32 protein-coding genes are annotated in these 26126 nt (G+C 34.1%); 15 read left to right on the forward strand and 17 right to left on the reverse strand.

The window, feature by feature from the left end:
* Window positions 1–51: 51 nt before the first annotated feature.
* Together IEV35_RS06120 and IEV35_RS06125 are read right to left on the reverse strand one after the other, a co-directional pair.
* Window positions 52–1437, reverse strand: coding sequence for a sensor histidine kinase (locus IEV35_RS06120; RefSeq protein WP_062351085.1), 1386 nt, complete (start codon window positions 1435–1437; stop codon window positions 52–54).
* Complete coding sequence (locus IEV35_RS06125; RefSeq protein WP_062351081.1) at window positions 1412–2128, reverse strand: response regulator; 717 nt, start codon at window positions 2126–2128, stop codon at window positions 1412–1414. The genes IEV35_RS06120 and IEV35_RS06125 overlap by 26 nt, the downstream gene beginning before the upstream one ends.
* A 132-nt stretch (window positions 2129–2260) precedes the next feature.
* On the opposite strand from IEV35_RS06125, the gene IEV35_RS06130 reads away from it, so the two are divergent.
* The gene (locus IEV35_RS06130) at window positions 2261–2500 is read left to right on the forward strand and encodes a hypothetical protein (RefSeq protein ID WP_062351078.1); all 240 of its coding nucleotides are present in this window, start codon (window positions 2261–2263) and stop codon (window positions 2498–2500) included.
* Between the two features lie 409 nt (window positions 2501–2909).
* On the opposite strand, the gene IEV35_RS06135 is transcribed toward IEV35_RS06130, so the two are convergent.
* From IEV35_RS06135 to IEV35_RS06145, 3 genes are all read right to left on the reverse strand, one after another.
* On the reverse strand, window positions 2910–3527 hold the full coding sequence (locus IEV35_RS06135) for a CadD family cadmium resistance transporter (RefSeq protein WP_040036845.1): 618 nt from the start codon (window positions 3525–3527) through the stop codon (window positions 2910–2912).
* 70 nt (window positions 3528–3597) lie between these two features.
* The gene (locus IEV35_RS06140; protein ID WP_188383802.1) at window positions 3598–5994 is read right to left on the reverse strand and encodes a heavy metal translocating P-type ATPase; all 2397 of its coding nucleotides are present in this window, start codon (window positions 5992–5994) and stop codon (window positions 3598–3600) included.
* Complete coding sequence (locus IEV35_RS06145) at window positions 5987–6355, reverse strand: ArsR/SmtB family transcription factor (protein ID WP_040047916.1); 369 nt, start codon at window positions 6353–6355, stop codon at window positions 5987–5989. Before IEV35_RS06145 ends, IEV35_RS06140 begins: the two co-directional genes overlap by 8 nt.
* A gap of 212 nt (window positions 6356–6567) precedes the next feature.
* Here IEV35_RS06145 and IEV35_RS06150 point away from each other — a divergent pair, with 212 nt between their 5' ends.
* Window positions 6568–8277 carry a recombinase family protein gene (locus IEV35_RS06150; RefSeq protein WP_188383803.1) on the forward strand — a complete coding sequence of 570 codons (1710 nt, stop codon included), beginning with the start codon at window positions 6568–6570 and terminating at the stop codon, window positions 8275–8277.
* Here the strand turns inward: IEV35_RS06150 and rlmH are convergent.
* The gene (gene rlmH, locus IEV35_RS06155; protein WP_188383804.1) at window positions 8212–8691 is read right to left on the reverse strand and encodes a 23S rRNA (pseudouridine(1915)-N(3))-methyltransferase RlmH; all 480 of its coding nucleotides are present in this window, start codon (window positions 8689–8691) and stop codon (window positions 8212–8214) included. The two genes, IEV35_RS06150 and rlmH, sit on opposite strands and share 66 nt — an antisense overlap.
* A 150-nt stretch (window positions 8692–8841) precedes the next feature.
* Between rlmH and IEV35_RS06160 the strand changes: the two genes are divergently transcribed.
* The 5 genes from IEV35_RS06160 (at window position 8842) to IEV35_RS06180 (ending at window position 12178) form a co-directional block, all read left to right on the forward strand.
* A complete protein-coding gene (locus IEV35_RS06160; protein WP_188383805.1) occupies window positions 8842–9582 on the forward strand; it encodes a DUF2935 domain-containing protein in 741 nt (246 codons plus the stop codon).
* A gap of 159 nt (window positions 9583–9741) precedes the next feature.
* On the forward strand, window positions 9742–10542 hold the full coding sequence (locus IEV35_RS06165; protein WP_229740665.1) for a polysaccharide deacetylase family protein: 801 nt from the start codon (window positions 9742–9744) through the stop codon (window positions 10540–10542).
* A 23-nt stretch (window positions 10543–10565) separates the two neighbouring features.
* Window positions 10566–10919, forward strand: coding sequence for a VOC family protein (locus IEV35_RS06170; protein ID WP_188383807.1), 354 nt, complete (start codon window positions 10566–10568; stop codon window positions 10917–10919).
* Between the two features lie 137 nt (window positions 10920–11056).
* On the forward strand, window positions 11057–11818 hold the full coding sequence (locus tag IEV35_RS06175) for a DUF2087 domain-containing protein (RefSeq protein WP_188383808.1): 762 nt from the start codon (window positions 11057–11059) through the stop codon (window positions 11816–11818).
* 12 nt (window positions 11819–11830) lie between these two features.
* A complete protein-coding gene (locus IEV35_RS06180; protein ID WP_188383809.1) occupies window positions 11831–12178 on the forward strand; it encodes a DUF6176 family protein in 348 nt (115 codons plus the stop codon).
* A 25-nt stretch (window positions 12179–12203) separates the two neighbouring features.
* Here IEV35_RS06180 and IEV35_RS06185 read toward each other — a convergent pair whose 3' ends face one another.
* From IEV35_RS06185 to IEV35_RS06225, 9 genes are all read right to left on the reverse strand, one after another.
* A complete protein-coding gene (locus tag IEV35_RS06185) occupies window positions 12204–12689 on the reverse strand; it encodes a hypothetical protein (protein WP_188383810.1) in 486 nt (161 codons plus the stop codon).
* 84 nt (window positions 12690–12773) lie between these two features.
* Window positions 12774–13166: a MerR family transcriptional regulator gene (locus IEV35_RS06190; protein ID WP_188383811.1), complete on the reverse strand. Its 393-nt coding sequence runs from the start codon at window positions 13164–13166 to the stop codon at window positions 12774–12776.
* 8 nt (window positions 13167–13174) lie between these two features.
* Window positions 13175–13492, reverse strand: coding sequence for a hypothetical protein (locus IEV35_RS06195; protein ID WP_188383812.1), 318 nt, complete (start codon window positions 13490–13492; stop codon window positions 13175–13177).
* A 195-nt stretch (window positions 13493–13687) separates the two neighbouring features.
* Window positions 13688–14167 carry a VOC family protein gene (locus tag IEV35_RS06200; RefSeq protein WP_188383813.1) on the reverse strand — a complete coding sequence of 160 codons (480 nt, stop codon included), beginning with the start codon at window positions 14165–14167 and terminating at the stop codon, window positions 13688–13690.
* 129 nt (window positions 14168–14296) lie between these two features.
* Window positions 14297–14902, reverse strand: a complete 606-nt coding sequence (locus IEV35_RS06205) for a hypothetical protein (RefSeq protein WP_188383814.1) — start codon at window positions 14900–14902, stop codon at window positions 14297–14299.
* Between the two features lie 767 nt (window positions 14903–15669).
* Complete coding sequence (locus IEV35_RS06210; protein ID WP_188383815.1) at window positions 15670–16272, reverse strand: protein kinase; 603 nt, start codon at window positions 16270–16272, stop codon at window positions 15670–15672.
* Window positions 16273–16291: 19 nt separating this feature from the next.
* Window positions 16292–16486 carry a hypothetical protein gene (locus IEV35_RS06215; protein WP_188383816.1) on the reverse strand — a complete coding sequence of 65 codons (195 nt, stop codon included), beginning with the start codon at window positions 16484–16486 and terminating at the stop codon, window positions 16292–16294.
* 24 nt (window positions 16487–16510) lie between these two features.
* Window positions 16511–17008: a DinB family protein gene (locus IEV35_RS06220; protein WP_188383817.1), complete on the reverse strand. Its 498-nt coding sequence runs from the start codon at window positions 17006–17008 to the stop codon at window positions 16511–16513.
* Window positions 17009–17042: 34 nt separating this feature from the next.
* Window positions 17043–17342 (reverse strand): TIGR04104 family putative zinc finger protein, encoded by a 300-nt coding sequence (locus IEV35_RS06225; protein ID WP_188383818.1) that lies wholly within the window; start codon window positions 17340–17342, stop codon window positions 17043–17045.
* A 93-nt stretch (window positions 17343–17435) separates the two neighbouring features.
* On the opposite strand from IEV35_RS06225, the gene IEV35_RS06230 reads away from it, so the two are divergent.
* From IEV35_RS06230 to IEV35_RS06255, 6 genes are all read left to right on the forward strand, one after another.
* The gene (locus IEV35_RS06230) at window positions 17436–17990 is read left to right on the forward strand and encodes a GNAT family N-acetyltransferase (protein ID WP_188383819.1); all 555 of its coding nucleotides are present in this window, start codon (window positions 17436–17438) and stop codon (window positions 17988–17990) included.
* Complete coding sequence (locus IEV35_RS06235; protein ID WP_188383820.1) at window positions 17990–18373, forward strand: nucleoside 2-deoxyribosyltransferase; 384 nt, start codon at window positions 17990–17992, stop codon at window positions 18371–18373. The genes IEV35_RS06230 and IEV35_RS06235 overlap by 1 nt, the downstream gene beginning before the upstream one ends.
* Before the next feature lie 26 nt (window positions 18374–18399).
* Complete coding sequence (locus tag IEV35_RS06240; RefSeq protein WP_188383821.1) at window positions 18400–18987, forward strand: histidine phosphatase family protein; 588 nt, start codon at window positions 18400–18402, stop codon at window positions 18985–18987.
* Window positions 18988–19067: 80 nt separating this feature from the next.
* A complete protein-coding gene (locus tag IEV35_RS06245) occupies window positions 19068–19472 on the forward strand; it encodes a GNAT family N-acetyltransferase (RefSeq protein ID WP_188383822.1) in 405 nt (134 codons plus the stop codon).
* 53 nt (window positions 19473–19525) lie between these two features.
* Window positions 19526–20026, forward strand: coding sequence for a GNAT family N-acetyltransferase (locus IEV35_RS06250; protein ID WP_188383823.1), 501 nt, complete (start codon window positions 19526–19528; stop codon window positions 20024–20026).
* A gap of 96 nt (window positions 20027–20122) precedes the next feature.
* Window positions 20123–20869, forward strand: a complete 747-nt coding sequence (locus IEV35_RS06255) for a class I SAM-dependent methyltransferase (protein ID WP_188383824.1) — start codon at window positions 20123–20125, stop codon at window positions 20867–20869.
* A gap of 123 nt (window positions 20870–20992) precedes the next feature.
* On the opposite strand, the gene IEV35_RS06260 is transcribed toward IEV35_RS06255, so the two are convergent.
* Window positions 20993–22708, reverse strand: coding sequence for an ABC transporter ATP-binding protein (locus IEV35_RS06260; RefSeq protein WP_188383941.1), 1716 nt, complete (start codon window positions 22706–22708; stop codon window positions 20993–20995).
* Window positions 22709–22967: 259 nt separating this feature from the next.
* Between IEV35_RS06260 and IEV35_RS06265 the strand changes: the two genes are divergently transcribed.
* Entirely contained in the window at window positions 22968–23336 is a 369-nt protein-coding gene (locus IEV35_RS06265; RefSeq protein WP_308419770.1) for a DoxX family protein, read from the forward strand.
* A 255-nt stretch (window positions 23337–23591) separates the two neighbouring features.
* On the opposite strand, the gene IEV35_RS06270 is transcribed toward IEV35_RS06265, so the two are convergent.
* Complete coding sequence (locus IEV35_RS06270; RefSeq protein WP_188383826.1) at window positions 23592–24782, reverse strand: S1C family serine protease; 1191 nt, start codon at window positions 24780–24782, stop codon at window positions 23592–23594.
* 134 nt (window positions 24783–24916) lie between these two features.
* Between IEV35_RS06270 and IEV35_RS06275 the strand changes: the two genes are divergently transcribed.
* Window positions 24917–25822, forward strand: a complete 906-nt coding sequence (locus IEV35_RS06275; RefSeq protein ID WP_188383827.1) for a nuclease-related domain-containing protein — start codon at window positions 24917–24919, stop codon at window positions 25820–25822.
* Window positions 25823–26126: the final 304 nt, after the last annotated feature.

A 26126-nucleotide genomic window follows, 5' to 3' on the forward strand; every position in this document is an offset into this window, starting at 1 on the left:
TTTCCTCCTCGTGAGTGAAGATGTTACCCAGCCATTCAGATTCTTATCTATTCATAAAGTTTCATGCTTTGGGAAGAAAACTGTAATTTCCGTTCCTTCCTTCCATTTACTGCCGATTTGAATTTTTCCACGGTGTGCATCCATTAATGCCTTGACAATAGACAATCCAATACCTATTCCACCTGTTTTTCTGTCTCTTGATTTGTCCCCTCGGTAAAATCGTTCAAATAGATAGGGTAGATCATCCTCTTTAATCCCAATCCCTTCATCTTGAACACAAAATCCAACATAACCATTAGAATCCACTATCTTAACATATACGCTATTCCCTTCAGGGGTATACTGAAGGGCATTATTAATTATATTCGTTAACACTTGTAAAACACGATCCTGATCCGCATGTAACCAATATTCTTTAGTTGGCTTTTGAATATTTAATGAAACGCCTTTTTCCTGAAAGGCTGGGGTAAATTGCCCATCTAATAAACGTAATAAATATCCTACATCTATATTGCTTTTGTTTAGTTTTATTTGTGGATTTTCAGCGGCAAGTAACTCTTCCAGTTCGCCCACTAGACGTACTAAACGCATCAATTCATCATGACTTTGCTGCAACCTTTTTGGCGTTGGTTCAAATATCCCATCTTGAAAAGCTTCCATTTGACTTCTTAATGTCGCAAGTGGGGTTCGTATTTCATGAGCAAAATCAGCAGTAAACTGTTTACGAAGTATCTCTTCCTTTGATAACGATTCAGCAAGTCGATTAAACGATTCACCAAGTGGCTTCATTTCATCTGACAATTCCTTAACTGGTACACGCGTTCGCCATTTATGGTCTTGTAATTCTTGAATAGCTTTTGATAACTTTCGATACCCAGTTGTTAGGCGTTTAGAAAACAATAGGCTAAACACGAACGCTAAAACAACTGTAACAATAATAGCAAGATAAATATTCGATTTAATTGTATTTAAAAAAGCAATGTCTTCCCCTATCATTTCCTCTGGATAATAAACTTCCATATTGCCTACATATCTTTCATCAAATGTTAAATCATAAGTATTTTTTCGGTATTCCGTTTTCATATCGATGTCCGAATCAGAATGCATTCCCATCCTATTCATCATTCCGAGCATCATCGTTGTATCTGCTATTACCTGTCCTTCTTCATCAGTAATTCTATAAAATAAATTGTCTGTCATAGCTTGTTGATGCATTAAATTTATTAATTGGTTATCAATAAGTTTCCCTGTTTCTTTATAAGAATTAATTGCTTCATCTTCTATAAGCTTACTTCTTTCCTCTCTATTAATTTGTAAATATTCGTTAAATTGATCTTCAAATCCCCATAGTATAGAGAAACTAGTAAGAAAAATACCAAAAAGTGACACAACTAATAGGTAAAAAAGGATTTTAGAACGAAGTGTCAATCGACGCATCAGACGCTCCTCCAAACTTATATCCCATCCCAAAAACAGTTAAAATAAATTCTGGGTGGCGAGAATCTGTTTCAATCTTTTTCCGAAGGTTTTTTATATGTGTATCAACACTTCGTTCATATCCTTCAAAATAAGATCCATCATCCTGAATTTTTTCCAGTAAATCCAAACGACTGTAAACTCGTCCGGGGTAGCTTGCCATAGCTATTAATAGCTTATATTCGATAGGAGTTAGTGGTATGATTTGGTTATTCAATGTCATCTCCTTTTTTAAAAGATCTACTGTTAGCTTTCCTTCATTGAACGATAAATGGTTTCCACTATTTACTCTTCTTAACCTACGTAAAATAGCCTTTGCCCTTATTACGACTTCTCTTGGACTAAAAGGTTTTGTAACATAGTCATCTGCCCCAATAACGATTCCATTAATTAAATCGTCTTCTGTCGATTTTGCTGTTAACATAATGATAGGAACATCACTTTCTTTTCTCGTTAATCTACATACCTCTTCACCTGAAATATCTGGCAACATAAGATCTAAAATAATAATATCTGGATTATTTTCTTTTATTTTTTTTAATGCTTCTATTCCATTAGAGGCAGGAATGGTTTCCCATCCCTCTTTTTCAAAGTATGCTTCTAACACTTCAAGAATCATATCTTCATCGTCAACAATAAGAATTTTAGTCATGTTAAACCACCTCTTTCATATAGTATCATCAATTAAAATGAAAATGATAATCTTCACAACTTCCACATAAGTTCACCACAAATTCTACATTTATAAGAGGTATGATTTAGTTAAGAAAAGGAGATGTTATAAATGAAAAAATTAGTAATAGGTATATTAACTGGAGCCGTTCTATTAGGAAGTGCAACTTTTGTTGCAGCTGAATCAAATGGTAATGGATTTTTCAACTTTGAAGAAATGAAACCTTATATTGAAGAAATGCATCCTAATTTATCACCAGAACAGCAAGAAGAAATGTTTAACAACTGTCACGGTGAAAATGGTATGATGCAAAACAATACCGGATTCCGTGATATGATGAATAATATCTAGTTTAGAGAGGTGATCCCATATGATGGGGATGATGAGCATGATGGGTTACGGTTTACTAGGATGGATCCTTAACCTTCTAGCTATCGGTATCGTTGTATATTATGCCACCAAATTAGCATTGAAAAATAATCATAAAAATTAATAGTAACTTACAATCCCTTTTAAGTGGTAAATGTCCCCTTAGTTGGACGACAACTAATTGACCATTTAGATAATAATAAAGAAGCCGCCACCCTTTGATCTGCTAAATCAAAATAAGGGTGACGGTTCGCTATGCAAAGTAAATACATTTTTGTTTATCCAGAAATAATTCATTCAGAACAACATTATCATGCTAACTAAAAATGCCAGCAGCATTCTCGGTATTTTTAAGATGTTTGATTTCTAGGATTAAAATTTGCCCCATTTGTTAAATTAGGAATGAAAATAAAGCGTTGAATGTACCATTCTCAAACATGATATAAATCCCTAGCCCTATAAATACAATAGGGACAATCCAACGTTCATATTTCTCAATTTTTTCTGATACAAAATCCAAAGAAGCTAAGCGATAGCTGACATAACATAGAACCCCAACCATAATGAAGAAGACAATACTAGCAATAAGTATTTCAACCGTGTTTAATGCCGTGAAATAAGGTATATAAATAGAAAAGTCATCTGCACTGGAAGACAGCACAATAAATATGACTGTTATATACAATTTATTAAACCGATTTGAGGAAAATAAAGATAATATATTGCTTTCATCTTCATCCTCCTCTCCCTTGATCCAAATCTTAATCCCCAGATAAAGTGGAATAAGCCCTAGAAGACCTAAAACCCATTGCTGAGGGATTAACCATGTAATACCTAGAGCTACTAAAAGACTGGCAGCTATAATAATTGCCGTACCTATGTATTGTCCAATCCATATATGTTTCGCTTGTCCTTTTTTTATTTGTGAAAACAAAAGGATTAAAATAATAAGATAATCAATCCCTGTTGCTACATAAACTGCAGCCGCAGTAAGTGCCGTTGTAATCATTTTTTTCATCTCCAATATTTCAGGATTGGGCTTTTCAATAAGAAGAAAAGCCCTGAGATTGCAAATTTAGTTAATATTTATCTTCTTCCACTCGCATTAGTCTTAAACCATTCAATGCTACTAAAAGAGTTGCTCCCATATCTGAAAGGATGGCAATCCAAAGTGTTAGCCAACCGGGGATAACCAATAATAAGGCAATGAATTTAATTGCTAATGCGAAGGTGATGTTTTGCTTAATTATAGTAAGTGCTTTTCGGCTTAGTTTCACAGAAAATGGAAGTTTTCTTAAATCATCTCCCATTAAAGCTACATCTGCTGTTTCAAGGGCAGTATCTGTCCCTGCTCCACCCATTGCAATTCCAACTGTAGAGGCAGCTAACGCAGGGGCATCATTGACACCATCCCCAACCATCGCTACGTTGCCATATTTAGATCTCAATTGTTTAATAAATTCTAATTTATCTTGAGGCAATAGTTCTGCTTGAATATCCGTTACCCCAACATGACCTCCAATTGCATTGGCTGTACCTTTGTTGTCACCTGTAAGCATGATGGTTTTTTTGATTCCAAGTTGATGTAACTTTTGAATGATTTCCTTGCTGGATTCACGTACTTCATCGGCTACTGCAATGACAGCAAGTATTTCTTTTTCAGTTCCAACCATCATTGCGGTTTTACCTTGATTTTGTAGGTTCTTAACAATTTGCTCTTGTTTATTATTAAAGTCAACTGACAGATTCTCAAATAATTTCGGATTTCCAATGTAGTAAGTCGTACCGTTGATAGTCCCCTTAATTCCTTTTCCTGTGATAGAAGAGAAATCATCCACGATTACATGAGTGTAGGAAATGTTCTCCTCATCTGCTTTTTTCATAATAGCTGAAGCTAGAGGATGCCCGGAACGATATTCTAATGCAGTAATGATAGACAACATATCTTCTGCATTTACCTGATTGTTCAACATTTTAAAATCTGTTACAACTGGAACTCCTTTTGTAAGTGTACCCGTTTTATCAAAAGCTATTGCTTTTAAAGCACCCATTTCTTCTAGATAAATTCCGCCTTTGATAAGCACACCTTTTTTAGCTGCATTTCCAATTGCTGAAACAATAGAAATAGGAGTTGAAATAACTAATGCACAGGGACAACCAACGACCAATACTGCTAGCCCTTGATAAACCCAAGTTCCCCAGCTGCCACCAAATAATAATGGTGGTACTACAGCTACCAGCCCTGCGATAATCATAATAATAGGCGTATAATATTTTGCAAATTTATCTACAAACGCTTGAGAAGGCGCGCGTTCCCCTTGAGCTTCTTCAACAAGGTGAATGATTTTGGAAATTGTTGTATCTTCAACAAGCTTTGTTACTTTAACTTCAAGTATTCCCTCTTCGTTTAATGTACCTGCAAAAACTTCATCATCCACTGTTTTCTCAACTGGGACTGACTCGCCTGTAATAGTTGCTTGATTAACAGCCGAGTAACCATGTACTACTACACCATCCATAGCAAGCTTTTGACCGGGTTTCACAATCATAATATCGCCAACAGCAATATCATCAACATGAATCATCATTTCTTGCCCATTTCTTCTAACAAGCGCCTCTTTCGGAGCAATATCCATTAAAGATCGAATTGATTGTCTTGCTCGGTCCATAGAGAAACGTTCTAAAGCTTCACTAATTGCAAAGAGAATAACAACAATTGCACCTTCTGCCCATTCTCCAATAATAGCTGCTCCAATAATAGCCACTGTCATAAGAGTTTTCATGTCAAATTCAAAATGTAGTAAGTTTTGAAACCCGACTTTAAAGAGTGAATATCCCCCAATAACGATGGCTGCTGCAAACAATAGGGAGGTAATAATATTTTCTTCCCCATTAACAAACTGAGAGATATAACCAAAAATGATTAATAAAGAAGCGTATAGTAATGTGCTGTGTTTTTTATAAAATGGCTCTTTCTCTTCTTTAACCTCTTGTTTCTCTTCCCTTAATGGTTTATCTGGAGCGACTTTAAGGTTTTCAAAAGCACCAGCTTTTTCTAATTCCTCGATAGTTGTATTCCCATATACCTCAATTTTAGATGCACCAAAATTTACTTTTGCATCATGAACCCCTGATAATTTTTTTACATTCTCTTCGAATTTACCCGCACAATTGGCACACGAAAAGCCTTCAACCCGATACACATTTTTATCCTGATGAACAACAATTGGTGTTTGCCGTTTTGGTTTTTCAGGCATTACTTTAAGATTTTCAAAAGCGCCAGCCCTTTCTAATTCTTCAACCGTTGCATCACCATATACGGATATTTTAGATGCACCGAAATTTACTTTTGCATCTTGCACATTGGGCAGTTTCTTAACATTTCTTTCAAATTTCCCTGCACAATTAGCACATGAAAAGCCTTGTACTCGGTAGGAAGTCATTTCCACTTCAGACCGTTCAGCTTGTTCAGACATTTACCTCCACCTCTTTCTTATGTGTTAATGCAATCATCATAATTTGTTTGATATGTTCGTCGTTTAATGAGTAAAAGGAAAGCTTTCCTTCTTTTCTATAGTTGACAATCCTTTGCTTATAAAGTGTTCGTAAATGATGAGAAGCATTAGCAACTGTAACGCCTAAGATATTAGCTATATCACAAACACATAGTTCATCTTCCTGACACAAAGCATAGGTGATTTTTGCTCTATTTTCGTCGGCAATTGCTTTTAACATTTGAGAAACACCTGAAATATCTACTGTTTGTAGATCACCCTGTATTCGATTAACCTTTTCCTCGTCATAACAAAAAATTTCACAAGTATCTTTCTTATTCAATTCATCACCTCATTCAAGTATTCGCTTGATTATATAATAACTTTTTCCAGCGCAACATTCAAGCATATACTTGAATGAAATAAAAAAGAAATGGGTATTTCCAATTCTAAAAAGTACTTCTTCAATTTCCCATTTAAGTCAAACAATCACATAAGGTCCCATTTCTCTTATCTAGTATTTCATTGTAATATCAGTATGAAGGAGGATTAGATATGGATATATCAAGAGTTGCAATTTATGCTCGTGTAAGCACAGAAGAACAGGCAAAAGAAGGTTTTAGTATAGCCGCGCAACTTCAAACACTTCGGCAATATGCTCAAATTTATAACTGGGAGGTGATTGATGAATATGTCGATGAAGGAATTAGTGGTAAATCCGTAAAAGGACGGCCTGAAATGAAAAGACTAATTAAAGATGTAGAGAATGAGAGATTTGATGCTGTAATAGTTTGGAAAATTTCCCGACTTTCAAGAAATATGCTAGAAACACTCATGATTCTAGATAAGTTTGAAAAATACAACGTGAAATTTATATCCTACTCAGAAAACTTTGATACCAGTAGTCCTATAGGTCGTTTAGTACTTCAAATTATGGCCTCAATCGCTGAAATGGAGCGAAATACATTAGCGGAAAACGTTAAGCTTGGGATGAAACAGAGAGCTTTGGAAGGGAGATGGAACGGCGGGGTTGTATTTGGATATGACACTGTTAAGAAGGAGCTAGTTATCAATGAAAAGGAAGCTGAAGTAGTACAGTTAATCTATCATATGTATGCAAATGGCAAAGGGCTAAGAGCGATTTCTAACCACTTAAATAAAGCTGGATATAAAACCAAGCGTAATCGTTATTTCTCCATCAATGGAGTAGCACAAATCCTAGACAATGTAATATATAACGGTAAAATCAGTTGGCTAAAATTTGAAAATTGGGATTCCAAACGAAGAAAAGGGAAAAATCCAAATCCTATTCTTGTAGAAGGAAAACATGAACCTATTATTTCGGACGAACTATGGAGCGTTGTACGAGCAAGGAGAAAAAGTAAATCATTTAAGCAGCGTCAATCAAACGAACCATTTTTACTTAGTGGCCTTTTACGCTGTCCTGATTGTGGTCAAGGAATGGTTCCGTCAATTACAACACATACACGAAAAGATGGGACGAAACGAAAACATCGTTATTACGTTTGTAGCGATTTTCATAACAAAGGATCTGCTGCTTGTAAAGCTAATTCCATTAAGGCATATAAAGCAGAAGAAACGGTTATCAAGAAAATTGAACATTTTAGTTCTAATAAGAAGAGATTATATAAGACGATCACTGACATAAGTTCAAGTTCTGCTCATTCGATAAGTAAGCTTAACAAAGAATTAGAAAAGATTGAAATACGATTAAAAGAGATTGAACAATTACAGGCAAAGTATATGGATGCCTTTGAGAAAAACACTCTCCCTGTTGATATTCTACAAGAACGGTTACAAAAGGTCTCGAATGATAAAAGGGGGTTAGAACAAAAGAAAAATGAGATTATAATACAATTAGGATCTATCGATTCAAAAGTAATCCAACCAGATTTGATTGAAAATTTACTGAAAAAATTCTTATCAGTATATAGGAAGACATCTAGGGAAAATAAAAAACAATTACTTCAGTTGTTAATCGATAATATCTCAATCAAGCAAATAGATAAATCTAGAACCATAAAAAACATAGAACTTGAATTTGATTTTACTGAACTGAATATATCGAAAACCTTTATACTAATCCACTTGTTGTATCGAGAAACGGATAATGAACATACATTTTCAATACCCGCTTCCGATAAAGAATTACCACCTTATCTACAACAGTTTTTGCCTCTATTTGTGGTACGGTTCCCCCCTAATAATCCTAAATCCCCGATACACTTGCTCAAGCAGCACTAATCGCATCAACTGATGAGGAAACGTCATCTTCGAAAAAGATAGTGCATAATCACTTCGCTTCTGTACATCCTCACTAATCCCAAGTGATCCACCTATTACGAATGCAACCTTGCTCTTCCCATATGTCGCAAGCTGGTCCATTTTATCTGCTAACTGTTCGGAACTTATCATCTTTCCGCCAATCTCTAATGTAATAACATACGTATCTTGACCTATATGGGAAAGGATGCGCTCGCCTTCCTTCCGCTTCACATCTTCCATTTCCGCTTCACTCATGTTTTCTGGTGCTTTCTCATCTGCGACTTCCACTACATCAACCTTTGCATAAGCTGATAGCCGCTTCATATATTCTGCGATTCCTTGTTTTAAATACTTTTCCTTTAGTTTACCTACGGATACAATGGTTATTTTCATATCTTGCCGTCCTTTTCATTTTTCTTTTCTTAGTTTAACAAACAGAAGAAAAATTAACACGCGATCTTGTCGCCATACAATTTTAAATAATAATAGTTTGTTAACGGGAATACATTAAAATGATGAAGAAAAAGGGGTTGAGATAAGTTAATGGATTACATAAAAAGTGCAAGTTTTGAACATAAATTTTGGTTACAAGCTTTATACAATCATACACAGCTCATCAATGATTCCCTCCATCACCAGGAGGAAAGTGATATACTCGATACGAATAATCTTTTAAAAACATTTGAACATCTATTAGAAGAATCAAATTATCTTTCAGATCGTAATGTCATTGCATTTACGAAAAAGGCAGAAACAATAACAGAACGGTTAAAGGAAATAAAACTCTCTATTATAGAAAGACAATTATTCGGTAGTATTCGTATCCAACTTAGTCCTTCCATAATTAATCAAATGGTAAATGAGATCGATGAGTATATGTTTCTTATAAGTTTTCTCAAAGAGGGGAAAGTAGTACCAGTGTTCCACGAATTACACTATCATTTACTTTGGCTACGAACGAATGCTATTCACGCTAATACCATTTATACAAATCTACATCCCTTAGAAGCCACACTTCGAAAGGAATTTACGTTAATACATGAACAATTCAATTCTCTCTACTTATTTGCTGTTGAATTAACAGGTTATTTGAGGTCCAATGTTACCCGATTCCCTTCATTGGAGAAATTCAATCAGCAAGTAAAAGAAGTCACTCATCACTTTCTTAAAATCCTGCAAGAAATTGATATATTAGATACTAATTCTTCAAATCTATTAAATCAGATCACTTATGAAATAGACTATTACACATATAAGTTAAAGAATTCTACTAATTTAAAATAAGTAAGCCCCCCAACTTTATATTGACATTAATCGACATACATTTACAATATGAATTAGGTTAACCAAATAACGACTCTATTAGTCTAGTTAATAGGGAAGCCTATATTACGAAATGTACTTGATTTGAAGAAAAGGAGGGGATCTAGTCTGAAGAGAAAAATGAGAAAACCATTGCTGATGGCCTCTGTATTGATGATAGTAATAGCTGGTCTTTTCTACACTTGTCAATTCTTTATGAAAGAAATAACAGCACAGCCTGTTTTACTAGCAAACTCACATGGCATCTACTCTAACAATCTAGCTCCATATAAAGATTACTTATACTTACCACAACCAACAGATGAAGTCGAAGTAGAGAAAGAACAATTTGAGATCCCTTTCTTTGAAATAGATGATTCATTCGTAAAAAGTATACCTGAAGGAAAGGTTGCGCTAACTTTTGATGATGGACCTTCCGAATATACAAGAGATATTGTTAATACACTGAAACAATATGAAGTTGGTGGTACTTTTTTCTTAATAGGTCAATACTTAGACAAGTATCCTGAGGAAGTTGCTTATATTCACGAAAATGGCTATACGATTGGAACTCATTCGATGAACCATATAAACTTCTCCAATAGTTCAACTGCAACACAAGAATATGAGTTACAGCAATCAATTGAAGCTATTGAAGCCATTATCGGAGAAGAAATTACATTATTCCGACCACCATTTGGTCAGTTTAATGATATTACTGAATCGGTCTCTAGTAATCTTGGTCAGCGAATGATTTTATGGAATAACGATCCAAAAGATTGGCAATCTCGTGATGCTAAAAAGATCATTCAACATATAAAGTCCTCTGATGTATCTGGTTCAATAATCATCTTGCATGAATATCCAGCAACTCTTGAAGCACTTCCAGAAATTATTACGTATTTACAAGCTCAAGGTCTAGAACTTGTAAATTTACGATAAAAATTATGTGAAGGAGACCATATATGAATAGTCCTATTTTAAAAGAGATTGGAACAGTTTTTATCCCGGTTAGTAATATTGAATATGCAAGAGATTGGTACTGTGAAATACTAGGATTGTTTCCAGAAGGTGAGATACAGTTTGGACATCTTTATGTCTTACCATTGAATGGTACAGATATTGTACTAGACAGTAAGATTTATGAAAAAGATAAAACATTCAAAACACCTGCCTTTCACTTTAACACACAAGATATAGAAGAGGCATATAACTTTATGAAACGTAAAGGCGTTAGTATTACTACCGATATTCAGTTTAATCACTATTTCAACTTTGAAGATCCAGATGGGAACTTGCTAATGGTCTGTAAATGTTAATAAATATAATTGCATAATAAAAGAGTGATATAGAAGATCATCAATTGATGATCTTTTTTTCTATAGTAATTGAATTTTTATAAACAAAATAATATAATGTTTATAAATAGATAAACATTTGTAAGGAGTGTTTGTAATTGAGTACTAATGAACGATTTTGGAGTGCTACATTAGAAGAACTGGGTAACGGATATTATTACAATGAAGAAAGTAATGAATATGTATGCCTGTTATGTGGGAAAGAATTTGAAGATGGGATTATCTATCCGTTAGAAGATATGTTGTATGAAGCGAAAAAAGCAATCGTACACCATATAAAGCATACACATATTTCCGTATTTCATTATTTACTTAATATGGATAAAAAATTTACAGGATTATCCGACCATCAAAAAGAATTACTTTTCTATTTTGAAAAAGGGTTAAGTGATAAAGAAATTGTAAATGAGCTCAATGGGGGCAGTACTTCAACAATTAGGAATCACCGCTTCAAGCTAAAAGAAAAGGAAAAACAAGCGAAAGTATTTCTAACTTTGATGAACCTTTTGAACAAAAAGAAGGATGATAAAACTGATTTTGTTAACTTTCATAAGGGGGCAACGATGGTGGATGAACGATACGCTACAACCGAAAAGGAAAAACAAAAGATATTGGAAACATATTTTAAAAATGGACTAAACGGTGAGTTACATATCTTTCCCAGCAAAGAAAAACGAAAATTAATAGTCCTTCAACATATTGTAAAGCGATTTAAACCAAATAATACTTACACTGAAAAAGAAGTTAACACCATTTTACAGTCTATTTATCATGACTTTGCAACAATAAGAAGGTACTTGATTGAATATGGCTTTATGAACCGCAGTAAAGATTGTACAGAATATTGGATTACTACTTAAGGGGAGATACAAATGAATGTTGAACTAACTAGATTTAAAGTAAAGAATGGAAAATCCAAAAAAGTTGATGAATGGTTAAATTTTCTAAATGATCATATGAAAGATGTACTCATAACGTTAGAAGGCGAAAAGATGTATGTAGAAACGATTTTTAGAGAAGTACTAGATGGAAATGAGTATTTGTACTGGTTTTCTATTCAAGGAGAGGGCGGCCAAGAAGTCGAGGAATCACAGCATTGGATTGATAAAAAGCACTTGGAATATTGGAATGAATGTATAGATCCCAATTATTCTCCAGTTGACCTCTCAACAGAAGTTGTAATGATTCCTGAAAATATTAGAAAAGTAATGCATTCCTAGTATTTATATTTAAACAAGACGGTCATCATTGATCGTCTTGTATTATTTCAAATGAAAAGGAAGACGAGACGGCCCTAGCATGATTCTCTCTACTAGTAAAACCTAATAATTTTAATAAGCTATCGGTGCTTATCTCAAGAGTAAAAAAATAGGAATTATTCTCATCATCGAATAGAAGTAAAAATGGCTCCTCTTCTTCAGGTACAATAACAATAACTTCATTAATAATGGCGTTTATCCACTTGTTTTCTAAATGGAAAGTTGGCTCTAACGGGATTTTAATCATATGTCCTTTGTTTGGAACAGGCCTAAATGCTTTCACAATACCATTTATTTCTTTCAATAGCTTTACCGTTTCTACCTGTATTTTATTATCATTCGGTATAGTTTTTATCACTTGATTCATTTCAATATTGAGAATCTCTATCTGTTTATTGTCCTCAGCATAAGTGACAGGGAAACCAATACAGATTAATACGAACAATAATGACATCATAATTTTTCGAAGCATATACATCACCTCAAGCTTATAATAACCGGAGATGACTTATTCATACTTCATCATTAAAGTAAGGATTGTATATTTACCAACGCGCTAATATTTCTTATTTTTCTTTAGTAAATAATCCATCTTTTGATTAGCTTGATGGAGAACTTGTTTCATTTCCTTTATTCGTTCTTCTTTTCTTAGAATGTCATTATATTTTTCTTGAAAAAGCACTTGGATTTGGCGGATATTTTCTGTTTCTTCTTCTGTTAATTTTCTTGTATGTTCTGCATTGTGTGACCAATCAAAAAGTAATTTAATTTCCTGCAATGTAAAGCCAGTATCTTTTAACTTGATAATTGTTTCTACGGTTTCTAAATCCTCAATACTATAATCTCGTTGTTTATTTATTTTTGCTGGTTGAAGTAGTTTTATTTTTTCATAATAGCGTATCGTATCCGTACTAATGCCTGTTCTCTCAGCAAATTCACTAATTCTCATGTTCCCACCTACATTACAAATTGTATAACTAATATTATAAGTAATACATGTACACCGAAACGAATAATATGATGTCTAAGACGGAGCTTTCCATTATTAATTAATCCTTCTGCAATTGCTAAAACATGCAGAGAAATGAAAGAAATTATTAATATCCAAAGCGATAATATTTTATTCGGGGCCCATATCGATAAAAAAATCATCAAAGCTACAATCATAAAAAACAATCTATGTATACGAAACCCTTGATCCTTCCATTGTGACATTGCAGCAATTGCAATTAACAATGCATACAAACTAATTAATAGACACGTAACAATTACCATCTTCCACACTCCCTTTCCCTTTTCATTAAGAACAGTGTAAAAGATGGAGTTAACTCCATGTCAATGATATTTTAAATAAATATTGCAATAATAGCTAGAATTGCTCCAATCCCAAACAAACTAATCCCAAATTTTAAATCTTTTAAACTGTGTTGAACCATTTCAGCTTCGATTGTATCTCCAATATCTAGTTTCCTAAACCGCTTCCAAAACCTTATATTTGGAATAAGTGAAGCTAAGATAAATAGGATGGCAACAATGTTTAGTAAGATTGACATACCATTTCCCCTTTGAAATTCTTTGATTGATTTCAATTAGTGTACCGCTTGGATCCTTAAAATGGGCTACTCGAATACCCCAATCTTCTCGATTATGTGGTTTCGTAATGAAATTTATTTTTTGGTTTAGTGATTGATATGTTGCATCCACATCATCCACTCCAAAAATAATCGCTACCTCGTGTAAAGTAGGAAAGTTTTTGTCAGATTCCTTTTGACCAATTCCTTCCAGCATTTGTTTTTTATCAAAGATAGATAGGTAGGTGTATCCTGTATCAAATTGGGCATAATTTGAATTCTCATCACCCCATGTACATGGAAAAGAGAGAATGTCTTTGTAGAATTGATAGCATTCTTGATAATTATTAACTAATAATCTTGTATGTGTTAGTCTCATTATATTTCTCCTTCTAAACTTATTACTTCTTGGCCATTCCTCTAAATATAAGTTCTATCTAGTTGCCATTGATAAATCCACAATTATCTATCACTTTTTTTTCACGCCAAACCAAGCATATTAATCAATTTATGGGCCTACAAATTCTATACAAACCTCATTAGGGCTCTTCGCACTTCCAATGCTACTACCACATATTAAGACTTTCTTTAAAGCCAATTGTTCTCCAACTGTTAATTTTATGTTCTCTAGTTTGTTCCCTAGAAATCTTGTAAAATCTTGGACATGAGAAGGTTCTTTAACAACAATTTCGATAGATGAAATAAAATCGCTTCCTCCCTCAACAACATCTTCCCTCTGTTGAAGTTCTAACCGTAATCGAGATGGGGTACCAATAAACGTTCTTCTATCACCTTCATTCACATTCCAACCAAACTGTCTTGCTAGATTGCATAATTCATCATGTTCTTCTTTACTTACTAGAAATCCAATATGGTCGAACATAATTCTTTTAGCCGCACCAAATGTTACATTGACTTTTCCTTTTCTTACTTCGATAATACGAAATACAGGATTCTCTTTTCGAAAATCATCCCATTGTAGTGGGGGGTGATATGTTTTCATTCCATCTTTTACTTTGGCAAATCTACCTGAAACTTCAAATCCATTTTCTACATAAAATTTTTCTGTTTCCTCTACTTGGTTTGTCCAATGATGATAATGAAATAGTTCCATCTCAACATCTCCTTATATTTCATTTCCCATACCAACAAGGTTCAAATTCCAAATTTAAAGCCATCCCAAATCGTACTCCCCACTCAATAAAGGCAGATCCCCATGCAGTGATGAAGTTCATATTCACTAAATAAAGGGTATAGTAACACCGCTGTTTTCTTCATCAAATCACCTAACCTTCAATCTTTAATCAATCAACTAAAACATAAAAAAGAGCACGAAAAACAATAATAACGTCCAAATATATGCTAAATGTATAGCTCTAAGATTCTTATCCCCTTTATATTCTATAGAAAAAATAAATAGATAAATTAAAAAGAGAAAATAGATCATGAATACATAAATGAGTGACCGCATCTGTTCCACCCATTGCACTAAAGGACCTATTGTACCTCCTAATAAAAAGAGAATAATAGAGGAAATACCAAGCATAATAGATATTTTTGGCATTCTATCCCATATTTCATTCTGGAAGAAGTTCGTCTTCTTCTTGGACTCTATTAGAAAGAAAAGATAAAAACAGGTAATTATTAATCCTACTACTAAAAAGACAGATAAAGAGGAGTATACAGGACTCCACTCAGCTGTTATGTTTTTTGTTCTATTACTACTTAATAATTCCAAAAGCCACATGAACAGTACTAATAAGGTGACTGATAGGAATTGTAATCCTGTCCACTTCAATAATATAGCCTCCACATACCGAAAGAAGAAATCCAAATAAACTTATTGGCTTTCTTCTCCGATGTCGATATTTTTATGATTAGTCATTCTTTTCCACAAGCAACACAGCGTTTATCCGTATCGTTTTCCCCATACATACGAAGTTCTTTTTCTTCTCCACAAATAAGGCAAACGTCAAAGTCTATTTGCGGAAGAATACCCGCTTCTGCAAGTGGTACCCATTCTTCTTCATATAGTTTTTTAGTCATGCCAAAATCAATGAATATGAGTTTATTTTCTTCATCCAATCCATAATTACTACTGTCCCTTATATCGAAACTATTAAACTCGTCATCTAATAGGTTAAATACCTTCTGATAGTTTTTTGGAATGAAATGTTGATGTTTGGTGGAGTCAATCTCATAGGTTTGATTATTGACTAATTCTAAGGGGGTGTAGTAGTGTTGGACAGAAATCTGTTCATCAACATAATAAACTTTTGCGAAAAATGAGTGTAGTTTCCGTTTCGCTATTTCATTATAAATTCTTAATTCATTAAGTGATTGTTTATAGCCTAGTGGGTGAATATGTACTTTAATAACAAATTCCTCTATGCGATAAGCTTTTCTCGTTGACCCAATTCCAATGAAGTTTGCTGGAGTACAATATGATTTCCAATTATTGATTATGTCTTGAAGTCGTTTCATAAAAAATCCTCCAACTTAATTAACTATGCTTCTTTTTAGCAAGGTATGAAGCTAAGATCAAAGCTGATCCAAGAAATATGAAACTTAGAGATAAGTACTGCTCTTGAAAAATAAAACTTCCCTCATACTTTTGAGTGAATAAAAATAACCCTAGAATAAACAGCACTATTCCGAGTCCTACATTCACTTTTCCATATAATGTAAGTTTTTTCACAATACATACTCCTTTGTATCGCTTTTATTTTTCAACGGCCCATAAATCTTTAACACCTAAAGCTAATTTCAAACTATTAATATTTCCTTGATGGACTGATTCATGAAAATTAGTAAATCCAATAGCTTCACCAAGGGTTTTGAATTGATATTCCGGCCCAAAGATAAGTGGGTTTGCACCAAGCTCTGAAACCTTGCCTGAACATAACGCAACCATACGATCATATTGTTCCTCAAGGGCTTTTCTTAACGCCGTTAATGTTGGCACTTCTTGATTCCAATCTCTTGGAGTTGTTCCTCTATTAAATAGAGTAGTATAAGAATCTGGTAAAATACCTTTTTCCCCTAAAAAATATGTAATGATATTTTCTTGCGATATAATGACATGTCCAAAATTCCATCGCAAGTTATTATTAAATCCAGTTGGTATTTCATCAGCAATTTCCTCAGTAGTTGCATCGAGTTGAGCAATAGTACGATAACGGATAAACTTCATTTGTTTAAATAACATTTCTTCATTCATAATACATTCTCTCCTTTTTCAAGATGAACGGAAATTACCAGAGGGGCTCCTCTTCATTTGATAGTTCTATAATGTATGGATACAGTGCCAAGGTTGCTAAAAGTACTCCAATTAAAATAAATAAGACAATGATGATTGGAATATTGAAAATCAATTTTAGAAATAAAACAAGTGGAGCGATAAATGCAGGTAATGTACTTCTTTTCCTTGTTTTTGCTGTCAGATATTGTTTTTCACTACAGTAAGGACATTCGATATATGATTTGATAGTAAACGATTTTTTAAATGTTTGTTTCCATTTCCACTCTTTTGAGCAATTCTGGCAAGTTGGCATATAATCACCCTCTTATAATTAAACTTATTTTAATTATAACAAAATTTAAACAGTATGGTATGATGAAATACAAAAAGGCAGAGGTGTTCAAAGGTGTTTACATTTGAAATAGATGAAGAAATCACATTAAAACTATTAAATGAATCGGACGCCGAAGAAATGTTTCAACTAATTGATAATTGTCGTGAATATTTGCGGGAATGGCTTGGATGGATTGATGGAACGAAAAATGTATATGATTCCAAGCAATTTATTAAAGGATGTATACGATTGTATGAAGAGAGACAAGGTCTTACACTAGGAATATTCTTTCACGGCAAATTAGCCGGCGTCATCGGATTTAATTCATTTGATTGGACAAATCGAATTGGAGTAATTGGTTACTGGCTTGGTAATCAATTTCAAGGGGAAGGAATTATGACAAGGGCTGTAATTGCTGTGATCGATTACGGTTTTCAACAATTAGGATTAAATCGAATTGAGATCCGTGCTGCCTATGAAAATTATAAAAGCAGAGCAATCCCAGAGCGTTTAGGATTCATGCAAGAAGGGCAAATCCGCCAAGGTGAATGGTTATATGACCATTTCGTCGACCTTATCCAATACGGATTATTAGCATCAGAGTGGGATAGTGAGAGGGGATTTTGATGAAATTTTATATAGCTTCAGGATTAGAGAATAAAGAAATTGTACAGATTGTCAGAGATGAACTAATAGAAGCAGGGCATATACATACATATGATTGGACACAAAATAACCGTGCTACTACGAAAGCTGAATTACAAGTAATTGGAGAAGCAGAAAGAAAAGCTGTATCCGATAGTGATGTTATTCTTATTCTGCTTCCTGGGGGAAAAGGAACACATACCGAGTTAGGAATGGCTATAGCACTTGGAAAGAAAATCCACTTATATAGTAAAGAAAAGATACAACCTACTACTGCTTCATCTTTTTATTATGTGGATAATGTAGAGCGCTTTGCTGGGAACTTAAAATTATTTATTGATGAGATTATCCAATTATATTCATAGAATACTAGTGTTAGGAGAGGGTTAGAATGACAACTATATATTTAGTACGGCATGGACAAACGGATTGGAATGTGGAAAGAAGGGCACAAGGACAAACCGACATTCCATTAAATGATACAGGAATAGGGCAGGCGGATGCATGTGGAAGGGCAATGGACTCAACTAATTATGACTTAATGATCACCAGTCATCTAAAACGTGCTCGTAAAACAGCAGAAATAATCAATAGTTACTTGGATTTACCTCTTGTTGTAATGGAGGATTTTGCAGAACGATCCTTTGGTAATGCAGAAGGCCTGACAATTGCGGAACGAGATGAGCTTTACCCAGATCGAAACTATCCTAATCAGGAGAAACTAGATGTTTTTTCAACTAGAATTTTGAAAGGCTTAGAACAGGTGCATCAGAATTATCAGGGAAAAAGAATATTACTAGTAACTCATGGTGCAGTTATTTATCGTGTACTTCAGTTAATTAATAAAGGAAAAACAGAATTCCGAGGTCAAAAGATAAAGAATACTAGTATTACTACAATCACTCGTCAGGAAGAAGAATGGCTTATTCAAGATTTTAACCAAATCAATCATTTGCAAGAGGCACAAACTGAAGCCTAAGGAGAATACTAGTTTGTTATTCTATTTTTGACACGCCAATTACTTAATTTAAAATAATAGACATTAGGAGTTGTTCAATTATGTTATATCAAAATACCATTGATGGGGTTTCTGCAAATATGTTAGAAGGATTTTTTGTTGATTGGCCAAATCCACCAAGTTCAGACACTCATTTAAAGTTACTCCAAAATAGTAGTTATATTGTTTTAGCTATTGATGAAGAGGCTAACCGCGTAGTTGGATTTATTACAGCAATTAGTGATAATGTGCTATCAGCTTATATTCCTCTTTTGGAGGTTCTTCCTGCATATAAGAACCAAGGAATTGGGAAGGAATTAGTCAGTCGAATGCTTCAACAACTCGATCATTTATATATGATTGATTTATGCTGTGATGACGACTTAGTTCCGTATTATGAGAACTTCGGCATGACGAAGGGGACGGGAATGATCCTTAGAAATTATGATAGACAAGCAGGAAAATAGTTATTACACTGCATCTCCAGGTGAGGTGTAGTTTTCATCTAGGAGGGGATTTAATGAACGACTTTTCGATACATTTTAGGCCCATATCAGTAGATGATTTTACTGAAGTATTAAAATGGAGTAGAGATCAAGCGTTTTGTCTAGCAAATGACTGGGAGTTAGATAGAGACAGAGAGGAATTATACGATTGGTGGTTACGATGCGTAAAACTGAATGAGACAAATTTTAAACGTATAGGAATAGAGTGTAATAGTAGATTAATTGGTTATGCTGACTTAGCTAATATAAATGAAACCAGTGCAGAAATCGGAATAGCAATTGGCGAGAGTACATTATGGGGAAAAGGAATTGGTACATACGCGCTTCAACACTTTATTAACTATGCTTCTAATCTATTTTACATATCAACCTTTCACGCAGAGACACATGAGACAAATTTACGTTCAAGAAAAATGTTAGAGAAAGTAGGATTTAAGGAAATATCTAGTGTTGGAACAGAACTGTATAACGGTGAGGTTACACAGTTAATCCAGTATCAACTTTTGAAAGATTAATTCAGTTTAAAAATACATTTAGGATACCTACGTTTATAAGAACATACATTTTTTATTAAACTGGGTGACAAAAATAAGATAAGTGGTGTTTCATTGATGAAATCTAATTTAGAAGAGTATAATAATCCCTCCCTTTATGATTTTGAAAACGATAGATATACAGAGGATATTTCTTATCTAATCAAATGGGCAAAGAAAACTGGAGGAGTGTTAATTGACCTTGCTTGTGGGACTGGAAGGGCAACGATTCCTTTGGCAAAACAAGGATATCGATTAGTTGGCGTAGATATTCATGAAGGGATGTTAGAAAAAGCTAAGCAAAAATCTGATAATCTTCCTATCCATTGGGTCACACAAAATTGTATGCACCTCCAACTTGATATTACAAGTAAGTTTATTTACATGGTAGGGAATTCCTTTCAACATTTCCTTACAAATGAAGACCAAAATCAACTTCTCAGGTCAGTACACTATCATTTAGAGAAAGACGGTGTATTTATTTTTAATACACGGTTCCCTAGTAGAGAAGAATTGTTACAACCTGCTGAAGAGGAGTATTGGAGAAATTATACTGATCCTTCTACCGGACTTAATGTCGATGTGTTTACGATTAGTGAATATAATTCTCTTACACAAATCCAGCATTATACGACAATCCGAAGGGCTCAGGATGGAAGCGAGAAAAGAACAGACATTCAATTACGCTATGTATATCCTCAGGAATTAGAAAGGTTAGCAAGGGAAAATGGTTTTAAGGTTCTACAATTGTTTGGAGATTGGAAGGAGACACCTCTATCAAGTAAAAGTTTGGAAATGATATGCATACTACAAAAGGAATTATAATCTAATGCATTTCCCGGGAAATATCGACACGATACATACCTATTTGTCGAACTTCATTAAAGCAAAAGTCAATCGTAAATAAAAGAAGACTTATCTCCGAATTAAGGAGTAAGTCTTCTTTTATTATTGCATTTGAACTTTATGGAGATTAGCAAAGACACCATTTCTTCTTATCAATTCATCATGGCTTCCTTCCTCTTCTATTCCTTTTTTCGTCACTACCATAATTCGATCTGCATTACGAATTGTTGCAAGACGGTGTGCAATAATAATAGTTGTACGATTCTTCGCTAACTCATTTAATGCCTGCTGAATAATCATCTCTGTTTCCGTATCTAGCGCTGATGTTGCTTCATCTAGAATTAAAATAGGAGGATTCTTCAAGAACATACGCGCAATCGCAATTCGCTGTTTTTGACCACCAGAAAGTTTTAAGCCACGTTCTCCAACTTGAGTATCATATCCATCCGGAAGTTCATTAATAAACTCTTCTAGATGTGCTCTTCTAGCCGCTTCTCGAATTTCCTGTTCGGTTGCATCAAGTTTACCGTAAGCAATATTTTCACGAAGGGTTCCTGTAAATAGGAATACATCTTGTTGAACAATTCCAATATGTTCCCGTAGTGACCGCTTTGTCATATCACGAATATCAATTCCATCAATTGTAATTTGTCCACTATCTACATCATAGAATCGTGGGATTAACGAGGAAATAGTCGTTTTTCCAGCACCTGAAGGCCCGACAAATGCAACTGTTTCCCCAGCATTAATATTAAAACTCATCGCTTTTACTACTGGTCCTTGTACCTTCTCGTAACCAAATGTTACTTTATGGAAAGAAATAAACCCTTGTAAATCTTTAACATCCTTTGCATTTTTCCTATCTTGTACATCTGGAACAGTATCAAGTATTTCTGTAAACCGTTTAAATCCTGCCATTCCCTTTGGATACATCTCGAGTAGAGCACTAATTTTATTAATAGGATTAAACAAAACATTGGTAAATAGGATAAAACTTACTAACTCCCCATACGACATTCGATTATTAAACGTTAACCATGCACCATAAACTAAGACAACGAGGACAACTAAGCGCATCATCATATAAATATTGGAATGAACAAACGCCATTACTTTATATGCTCCGACCTTTGCTTTTCTAAAGCTATAGTTATCTTTTGTAAAACGTTTCATTTCATAGTCTTCGTTTGTGAACGATTGTACAACACGTACACCTGATACTGCATCTTCTACACGGCCATTTACCTCTGCAATTTCCTCATACATCGATTTCCATGCCTTATTCATTTTGATATTACTATACGTAATTAGCCAAATGAGGATCGGTACAATAATTAAAATAATTACAGATAGTTGGAAATTAATCGTGAACATTAAAGAGAAAGCTCCTACAAATGTCATAAACGCAATAAATATATCCTCTGGCCCATGATGGGCAAATTCCCCAATATCAAATAGATCATTTGTTATTCGACTCATAATATGACCTGTTTTTGTATTATCAAAGAATCGGAATGATTGTCTTTGCACATGCTGGAATAAATCTTGACGCATATCTGTTTCAATATTTACTCCTAATTTATGTCCCCAATAGGTAACAACGTATTGCATAAACGTACTAAGTAAATAAACAGCTAACAGTAAAATAGCAACCGTTACAATATGTGTCCAATTTTCTTTTGGGAGTAAGTCATCAATAAATTGTTGCACAGCAATCGGAAACGCCAATTCAAGAATAGCTACAAATACTGCACAGGTAAAATCAATAATAAAAAGCCTTTTATGAGGCTTATAGTAAGAGAAAAATCGCCTTAACATGTCCATTTGCACTTCCTTCTTTTAGTAAAACTTGTCTTCACGCACAGAGAAAAACACTATAGAATCAGCGTTACTCAAAACAGTCTCTTTTTATACTATACATTTTTGTTTTTAAGAAGGAAAATTTTAAGGTTTATATGAACATAAAATATTTATAGTTTTTCAAATGCTTGTCAAGATTGTCCCAAATCCCGCATACATATAAATAAGATTTAATTGCACTTATTAGGGAGGGATTCTCATTAAATTTAATATGAATATGGCAACTTGGATTTGTTATGCAGTTGGTTATGTGTTTATTACATCTGGGGTTTTAAAATTGGTTATGGCGGATTCATTTGGTTTTCGTGGGTTATTTCATGAGCTAGGTGTACCATTTCCAGATTCTACTCTTTTACTAGTTGCTCTAGTAGAAATTGGTTGTGGAGCACTGATCGCTTCTGGTATGTATGTAAGGAAAGCAACTATTCCATTATTAGTGATTATGGCTGGCGCAATCTATTTTTCAAAACTTCCAGAGCTAATTGATTACGGATTCTTTGTATTTGCCTTCAAAGCACGTCTAGATATTGTGGTTATCATTCTTTTATTATTACTTTATAGGCATGTACCAGGGAAAAAGTTTTAGTGGATATTAACAGATTATCAACTGGTTTTTTAGGAGTTATGCACATTTTTATCCACATATGCACAAATGTTCGTAGTTATTTTGTGTTTATATGTAAATCCAACCACAAAATATAGATTATCACCTACTTATATACACAAAATGTGCATAACTTTTTAGAAATGGGGATAAGTTGTGAGTCCTTTGGCATCCGTTCTATTTCCTCATCTGTCAATAAAAGAAGAACTGTCTCACTATGAGTACAGTTCTTTTCATTTAACGCTGTATTCCTAGCTCTAATGTTGTAATGACTTTTTCTCCATTACGGTAGAATACAATCTCCACTTCATCACCGATTTCTTTTTCTTGATATAATATTTTTCTTAAATCAATCATATCCAGTACAGCTTTTCCATCTAAATGAGTTATGACGTCTAGTCTTTCTAGTCCTGCTCGATCTGCGGGAGATAGGCGGTCAACACTCCAAACATACACACCACCTTGCACATCCTTTGGTAAGTTTAGAGTCTCTTCCCACTCTAGTCGAGGTACTTCCTCTAACGAGTAAATCTCCACTCCTATATACGGCCGTTTCACTTCACCAGTTGCTTCTAATTCATCAATAATTGGTTTTGCTGAGTCAATTGGAATAGAAAAGCCAATTCCTTCAACTGCTTCTTGATTAATTTTCATGGAGTTTATCCCAATTAACTGAGCATCCATATTAATTAACGCACCACCACTATTTCCAGGATTAATAGCAGCATCAGTCTGGATAACCTCCGCTTGCCAATCGGCTCTTCCATCCAGGTTAAAATCCTGTGGAATTGTCCGCTGTTTTCCACTTACAATACCTTGTGTAACCGACCCCGAAAACATATGACCAAGCGGATTACCAATTGCAATGACCGGCTCTCCAACTTTTAAATTCTCTGTTGTTCCAAGCTCAATTGGATTACCAATTTGCTCACCGTCTACTCTCAATACCGCTAAATCAGAAAACAAGTCTGTTCCAAGTAATTTAGCCTCTAAAACTGTATCGTCATATAAGAGTACTTCTATTTCATCTGCGCCCTCTATAACATGATGATTGGTTACAATATATGCGTACCCGTTATCTTTTTTATATATTACACCAGACCCTGTCCCAGCTTCACTATTAGACTGCTGCTCCATAAAGTCTGCTCTATGTATAATATTAGTTATTCCAACAACTGTCGGGGATACAACTTCTACTATTTCCGTGATTCGTGTTGAAACATCTAATGAAACTACTTCTTGTGTGGTAATTTGATTATCATTTGTGATGTTCTTTTTTGCTTGTGGATCTTCCTTCATCTCCATCACTCTTGGTATAATTACGACCATTAATAGTGCACCAATAATAACTCCAGTTATTACTGGCCATATGCGACTGCCTTTATTTCTGTACGGGTTAGGCGGATAGTTCTGATTATAATACCCCATGTAATTGCTCCTTTTAAAATATATAGTTTTATTATGTGTTTTTTTAAATGGAATAAACATGAATCACTATTGAAATTATCAGATAATTATACTAGAGTTATTAATAGATTATTTAGTAAAGGATGTGACTCGTTATGGAGTATAAAGTTAGAGAAAAATCCTATGAATTAGAAGTTCTCGAAGTTCTAAATAGGAGAATGGATTTAATAGAACACGACAGGAAAAATTACTACAACTTGAAAAAAGGATATGAAGGAGAACTTGCCTTTGATGCACGAACTAGACAGTTAAGTTGTGATTGCTTAATCCTTAATGATCTATTACTTCAAGCTGGCACAACAACATTTCAAATTGACACATTAATTCTTGCTGATTTGTTCTATCTTTATGAAGTAAAGAATTTTGAAGGGGATTATTACTATGATAATGATAGAATTTATAACAAGGCAAACTATGAAATATTAAACCCAGTAAACCAATTAACTCGAACGGAAACCCTCTTCCGTCAAGTCCTTCAAAATATTGGAGTAAATACTTCATCCCTCAGCTCTTCAGTTGTCTTTATTAATCCGGAATTTACACTTTTCCAAGCCCCTATTGATAAACCATTTATATTCCCATCACAATTAAATCGGTACTTAAAAGAATTTAACTCCATCCCTTCTATAATCAATCGCAATCACAAAGCCTTAGCAGACAAATTAATCTCCATGCATCTAACAAAGTCACCTTATACAAAGCTACCCGAGTATCGTTATGATGAATTGAGGAAAGGAATTGTATGTATGATGTGTGGATCATATACAGTTTCAGTTGTGGGAAGGAAATGTGTTTGTGGGAGATGTGGGAGTGTTGAAGCTGCGGATAAAGTTGTATTACGCAATATTGAAGAGATAAAACTATTGTTTCCAGATTTAAAAATTACTACTAGTATCGTTCAGGATTGGTGTAAGGTTATTTCTTCTAGAAAAATGATTAGAAGAATTCTCTATGAAAACTTTGAGCTTAAAGGAAAAAATAGATGGGCGTATTTTGAATAGACTCCTACTTTTGAATAAAAGGAGAAATGGTAAGTTCTATGTTTCCTTTTTCTTTTTATGTGAACTAAGAGGGGCAGGGAATGTTACCTTATTAACGTGTTTCGTTTTTTGGGGGACATAGTAGGGTTCTATGTTACCTTGTTACTTTATTTTCACTTGAAAGGGAACATTGGAGCGGGCTATGTTACCTTATTAACGTGTTTCGTTCTTTTAAGGAACATAGAAGGGCTCTATGTTACCTTGTTACTGTATTTTCACTTGAATGGGAACATTGGAGCGGGCTATGTTACCTTATTAACGTGTT

This window comes from Ornithinibacillus halotolerans (assembly GCF_014637405.1).
In the GTDB taxonomy this organism is placed as follows: domain Bacteria; phylum Bacillota; class Bacilli; order Bacillales; family Amphibacillaceae; genus Ornithinibacillus; species Ornithinibacillus halotolerans.